Annotated in this window: 8 protein-coding genes; all 8 read left to right on the top strand. The window is 42.9% G+C overall.

Features of this window, described 5'->3' with window-relative positions; genetic code table 11:
* Positions 1-175: 175 nt before the first annotated feature.
* The 8 genes from ACIFQM_RS22505 to liaF all read left to right on the top strand — a co-directional run bounded on the left by ACIFQM_RS22505 (position 176) and on the right by liaF (position 6,088).
* The gene (locus tag ACIFQM_RS22505; RefSeq protein ID WP_430038017.1) at positions 176-748 is read left to right on the top strand and encodes a TetR/AcrR family transcriptional regulator; all 573 of its coding nucleotides are present in this window, start codon (positions 176-178) and stop codon (positions 746-748) included.
* 214 nt (positions 749-962) lie between these two features.
* Positions 963-1,514, top strand: coding sequence for a TetR/AcrR family transcriptional regulator (locus ACIFQM_RS22500; protein WP_430038241.1), 552 nt, complete (start codon positions 963-965; stop codon positions 1,512-1,514).
* A 159-nt stretch (positions 1,515-1,673) separates the two neighbouring features.
* On the top strand, positions 1,674-2,897 hold the full coding sequence (locus tag ACIFQM_RS22495; RefSeq protein ID WP_430038020.1) for an MFS transporter: 1,224 nt from the start codon (positions 1,674-1,676) through the stop codon (positions 2,895-2,897).
* A 130-nt stretch (positions 2,898-3,027) separates the two neighbouring features.
* Positions 3,028-3,339 (top strand): LiaF transmembrane domain-containing protein, encoded by a 312-nt coding sequence (locus tag ACIFQM_RS22490; protein ID WP_430038023.1) that lies wholly within the window; start codon positions 3,028-3,030, stop codon positions 3,337-3,339.
* A gap of 84 nt (positions 3,340-3,423) precedes the next feature.
* The gene (locus ACIFQM_RS22485) at positions 3,424-4,095 is read left to right on the top strand and encodes a PspA/IM30 family protein (RefSeq protein WP_430038026.1); all 672 of its coding nucleotides are present in this window, start codon (positions 3,424-3,426) and stop codon (positions 4,093-4,095) included.
* Between the two features lie 7 nt (positions 4,096-4,102).
* Positions 4,103-4,591, top strand: coding sequence for a PspC domain-containing protein (locus ACIFQM_RS22480; protein WP_430038029.1), 489 nt, complete (start codon positions 4,103-4,105; stop codon positions 4,589-4,591).
* The gene (locus ACIFQM_RS22475; protein ID WP_430038032.1) at positions 4,591-5,295 is read left to right on the top strand and encodes a PspA/IM30 family protein; all 705 of its coding nucleotides are present in this window, start codon (positions 4,591-4,593) and stop codon (positions 5,293-5,295) included. Before ACIFQM_RS22480 ends, ACIFQM_RS22475 begins: the two co-directional genes overlap by 1 nt.
* A gap of 145 nt (positions 5,296-5,440) precedes the next feature.
* Entirely contained in the window at positions 5,441-6,088 is a 648-nt protein-coding gene (gene liaF / locus ACIFQM_RS22470; protein ID WP_430038035.1) for a cell wall-active antibiotics response protein LiaF, read from the top strand.
* Positions 6,089-6,093: the final 5 nt, after the last annotated feature.

The raw sequence follows: 6,093 nt of genomic DNA, 5'->3' as shown, positions 1-6,093 counted from the left end.
TTGGTTATTCAACAGGCGTGGGTCAAAACATATAAAGTTGATAAATCGAACTGTTTTTCGGTTGTTCTAATATGCTTCAAGGCTTCAAAAGCACACGCTTTGATTTTTTTGCGTTTTACCCTCAAGTTTGCTGATCATCTACTTAAATGTATAATGAATGCATGAGGTGATGGAAATGGCAAGATATAAAGAATTTGAAGTTAATGAAGTATTAGATAAAGCGATACAACTCTTTTGGATGCAAGGGTACGAGAAAACCTCGATGCAAGAATTAGTCGACTTTATGGGAATTCACAGAAAAAGCATCTATGATACTTTTGGGGATAAGCATGCTTTGTTTATAAATGCACTCAAACGATACGAGGCTATTCAAAACAACAAAATGAGATTATTGGTTGACAAGCAAGAACCGGTTAAGGAATTAATTCGACAATTTTTTGAGACCACTCTACAGAAAAAAGGAGACCCCCAAGGGTGTTTCATCGTTAATTCGGGTGTGGAGTTGGGATTATTAGATCCAGAAGTTGCCTCCTTAGTTGAAGATAGCTATTCAAAAACGGAGAAGTTGTTATATAATCTCATTCTTATTGGTCAACAAACAGGTGAATTCGAAGCTCAGCTTGACCCTGAAGCCCTTTCTCATTACTTCATGAATGCTTGGTTAGGGTTACGTACGTTGGTCAAAACAGCAACCAATCAAGAGAAGTTATCGGGTATTATTAATACCACACTGAGCATTTTAGATTGAAAAGGAAAAAATATGAATCTTAAAGCCGCTGATCTGAGTAGCGAAGATCAGTGGTACTTTAACAAGGTCTTATCATACGCTTAACTACGAGGTGATGGTTATATTTATATTTTTATAGAAATGTAAATTTGACCGGTACTTTAATTGTGTAGTAGGATATTGGTACTGAAAAAACGTTTATAGTTTAATTTGGTATAAAGGATGGGGGATGAATATGAAGGAAAGGATTCTAGAAGCTTTTGTGGAGGAGACGCATGAAAGTGGATTGAAATTTACCATGGATGATCTTGCAAAAAGACTCGCTATTAGTAAGCGTACCTTATATGAGCATTTTTCGTCCAAAACACTCATTTTAGAAACGCTTATAGAGCGTACGAATGATGATATGATTCGAAAAACCAAGCAAATTGTCGAAAACGATCAATTAACCTTGCTAGAGAAGATTAAGCAGTCGATCAGGGTCATACCGCAATACAATGATTTTTATGATTTACGAATCCTGGATCAAATGAAAAAATATTATCCTGAGCATTGGAAAAGGGTGCATACCGATTTGAATGATTGGCCCCAGATCAGAGCATTAATCCAGCAGGGCATCCAGGAAGGGATTATTGTAAATAAAAACGAGGCTCTCATCATGAGACTTATTATTGATTCTATAAATTTAACGCTTGATCAGCGATTTTTTCTGGATAACAGTGTGACAGTAGAGGAGGCTATTTATTCTATTGTAGATATTTTGTTATTTGGACTGGTCAAAAAATAGAAAATAGCCTCAACAATATGTTACATATTTGAAGAGGTTATTTTTTTATAAGAAAACTGATAAAACTATTTAAGTTTTATTGTTTCCGAAAGATAAGGTAAGCAAGTTTAAGAAATGATAAATAATAAAAAGATACACAGGAAAAGGAAGGATTGAAACATGTCTATGCTGACACGAAATCGAGGAGCTATGCTGTTACTGATGCTTAACATCTTTTTGGCATTCATGGGGATTGGATTGGTTGTTCCCGTATTACCTAAATTTATAAGCGAGCTGGGAATGAATGGTTCCTCGATGGGACTGATGGTCGCGTCTTTTGCCCTGACGCAACTTTTGTTATCACCATTGGCGGGCAAGTGGTCTGATCGTTATGGACGTAAAAAATTGATCGTTTCGGGTATGTTTATTTTTATGTTGTCCGAGCTTGTTTTTGGACTGGCTAGTTCGGTACCTACCTTGTTTGTAGCTCGAATCATGGGCGGAGCGGGGGCCGCACTGCTTACTCCTTCTATTATGGCGTATGTCGCTGACGTGACCTCATTCGAGGAAAGAGGCCGGGGAATGGGGATGATTAACGCAGCGATTAACACTGGGTTTATTATCGGACCAGGCATTGGTGGTTTGCTGGCCACTTACGGAATACGTATTCCCTTTTTTGCAGCCGCGGGAGCTGCGGGGATAGCCGCTATCTTGTCTTTGCTAGTGCTGCCCGAATCCTTAAGCAAGGAAAAGCAACGGTATAATACAGAGCTTCCACGGCAAAAGGAAAACCTTTTGCAGCAATTTGCCAAGTCGTATCGTTCTCCTTATTTCATGGGATTGGTCATTGTGTTTGTGGTTGCTTTTGGGCTGGCTAACTTTGAAACGGTGTTCGGATTGTTTGTAGATCATAAATATGGTTTTACGCCAGTGGATATTGCCATCATTATAACCACAGGTTCCATTCTGGGTGCAGTTGTCCAAGCGACTATATTTGGCTGGATTATTAATCGTTTTGGCGAGAAAAAGATCATTCATATCTGTCTGGCTGTTGCGGGATTATTCATTTTTTTGACACTGTTTGCCGAGCAGTACGCCATGATTATGTTGACGACTTTTATCATTTTTCTGGCCATGGACATTCTTCGTCCAGCCGTAAGCACATCCTTATCACGGCAGGCAGGGGATGAGCAGGGGTTCGTGGCTGGAATGAACTCATCTTATACAAGTTTGGGTAATGTGATCGGACCACTGATTGCAGGATTGCTGTTCGATGTTCATATTAACCTGCCTTATATGGTTGCAGCTATAGCGTTACTGGCTTGTCTCGTCCTTTCACTACGCTCTAAGCAAGCGGGTGAGCAACACCCAGCAGCCCGTGCGTCAGAACAACATAGAGGGTGATAGCCGCAGGTCTGTATGCACCCCCGACTTAGGTCTAGGTTCAAAAACCGTCTGGGGTCCGTTTTGGCGAACTGCGGATCAGCGTACAATAAGGACATAAGCAAGACACAGTGAAAGGCGGTGAGAGATGATGAGAGTTAACAAAGGCAATGGGTTGGCTATTGTACTGATTGTATTGGGTTCGATTATGCTGCTCGGTAAGTTTACTCCATTTTTCGGTTACTTTGTAGGACACTTGATCGGTTACTTAATCCCGATAGTGATGATCATGCTAGGTTACTACGGTGTGAAAAGAGGAAATGTGGTCTTCGGATGGATTGTGCTTGTAATCGGGGTACTGGTTTTACTAGGCAAGCTGTCATGGCTTCTGGGGCCACTGCTGGCAATTGGGTTAATCATATTCGGTGTTTCACTGCTGAGTGACCGCAGAAGACGTTACTGAGATTGATGGATTCACGGGTAATGTGAATTACAGAAACGAAGTATGAAGATATGAAAATACGAAATGTGAAAGGAGAAGACGCAAATGAGTGTGTTTCGTAGAATGCGTGATATTACCGTAGCGACCTTCAATGAGCATTTGGAACAAAGCCAAGATCCGATACAACTGATTGACCAGTTCTTATATAACACCCGCGAGGATATTGCCGAAGCGGAAAAGCTTCATCAGCAATACGCAGTGCACACAAGACAGATGAAGCAACAACTGGATCACGCAGTGTCCATGCAGATTAAACGGGAGGAACAGGCGCTGCTGGCTTTAAAGGCAGATGAAGAACACATTGCAAAGCTGGCCCTTCAGGAAAAAATGCTGTACGCAGAAAAAGAAGAGCAGTATGGAGAACTGTGGGAGCAGAGCCGTGAATCGCTACGTGAATTGGAGCATCAGCTAAATACCTTAAAAACGGAATATCAAACGGTAAACAGTAAACGCCAGTATTATGCGGCACGTGTACAAACGTTGAGACTCCAGCAGCAGATGAACGAACGGGCAGGTACATACGGTGGACGAAATGTTCCCCGAATGTTCAACCGCTTGGAAGATCGGGTAGCCGATATGGAAGCAGAAACGCTGAGCTTGCGTGATTTGCGGCGGGGAGAAGGCGGTCACACGCAGGATGCCCATGGCGGCGAATCGCTGCTCGAACAAGAGTGGGCGAGACTGAAGAGCAAGCTGAACAACAGCGGGAAGGAGTAAGTTGATTATGACCCGAATTTACCGATCAAACCGGGATAGAGTATTAACAGGTGTATGCGGCGGTCTTTCTGATGCAACAGGGATGGACTCAACTTGGATTCGTATTCTGGTTGTGATCAGTTTCTTTATTACAGCAGGAACCACGTTTATGATTTATGTGATTGCGGCGCTGGTTATCTCCAAGGAGCCGAGATCCCCTTATGATGGAGGATTTGGTCCCAACAGCGGGCCTTACAATCAACAGGATTCACGCTATTATGGCGGGAACAGCACCGGTTCACAGTATGGACCGGGAACTGGTTACAATCAGGGCGGAGCATACGGTAATCCGAACCAATCTTTTGGTCAAGATGCCCGTCATTCATCCAAATTTAACACAGGTCCTAACAGTGATCTAGATTCCATGATGGAAGATATCGAGAAAAAAGCAATGAAAAAAGAGTTGGCAGAGTTACGCAAAAAATTAGAGCAATTCGAGAAGGGAGATCGTAAATAATGGGAATCTTTAAAAGAATGAAGGATATGACAAGAGCATCGGTGAATGAAGTGCTGGATAAAGTGGAAGACCCGATTATTATGCTAAACCAATATCTGCGTGATATGGAGGCGGAAATTCACGAGGCAGAAGTAACGGTTGCCAAGCAAATGGCAAATGAAAGTCGCATGAAACAGCGCTTGGAGGAAGCAGTAAGAGTATCTAATGAGCGTGAACAACAAGCAGAATCCGCATTGCGGAACGGCCAGGAGGAAGTAGCACGCAAGCTGCTAGGCGAAAAGATCTATTTTACACAAAAACAAGATGAATACCGCGACCTGCACTCGCAAGCCGAGCTTCAAGCCAAAGAATTGGTGCAGCAGCTTCACGACATGAAGGATGAGTTCTACAAAATGCGCAACAAGCGCAATGAGCTGGTATCTCGCGCTCAAATGGCAAAAGCCAAAAAACAAATGTCGCAAATCAACAGTCTGCACACGATTGAAAGCGGATCTGCTTCGCTGGGCTTTCACCGCATGGAAGAAAAAATCATGCAAATGGAAGCAGAAGCTGACGTACTGCGTGCCCCTTACCGTCAAGCTCCGGGAGAAGCGTATGTCAATCCGGCAGAGGCTGAAAAACAGTTTAAAGTGGATGAGCAGCTTCAACAGCTCAAATCCAAAATTCAAACGGGTGCTAAACCAGTAGATATAAAGAAGGACTGACTACTCGAAAATAAGACATTATGATATGCTTTATGGAATGGACACTGGTCAATTATAGTGCTCAATCTGTATGGCTCGGAAAAGCCATTTGGCGGCTTGTCGCGCCACTATGGCTTTTCCTTCCTGTATATAAAGGGGGTGCAGCATGGAGAAAAGGAAATCAGTCTTGGCACTGGCAGGTATCGCAATCGGGATTATCATTTTATTCGGTCAGTGGATTGGCTTCCTCTCCGTGATTGCACTGATCCTGATGTTGGCAGGAATATATAAGATTCGTAATTCCAAAATCAAAAAGGGCTATAGAATGCTCGCAATCGGGGCAGGGCTACTCGTACTGGATCATCTATTCCTTTTTGTGCTAGTAACTATAGGGTCGCTAGCTGTATTTTATTCACGTTCAAGAAAGCTGCATAAGGGTCAAAGCTCGATATTCAAGCACAATTTTATATCCAATCATAAATGGGACGAAGTGCCGTGGAGCTTGCGCAGCACAAGTATATGGCATGTAGTTGGGGATGTGGATGCTGATTTGACGTTGGCACTTCCGGAAGAACGTGAGTCCGTTATATTTTTGCAGGGGATCTTCGGTGATATTGACATCACGCTACCGGATAATTACGGTGTAGAGGTGGAAATGTTCGTGTTGTTCGGGCAGATTCAATTTGACCGTGATCATGAGGCGGGTATGCTCAATCGTCTGGTTTGGAAGTCACCCAATTATGCGCAGAGTGAATATAAAGTGAAGTTTGTCATTTCGTATTTGGCGGGCGATGTGCGTGTCCGATTTTATTGATCAGG

Source organism: Paenibacillus sp. NRS-1782 (genome assembly GCF_050467685.1).
GTDB lineage: Bacteria > Bacillota > Bacilli > Paenibacillales > Paenibacillaceae > Paenibacillus > Paenibacillus terrae_A.
This window is presented reverse-complemented; position numbering and strand designations above follow the sequence as displayed.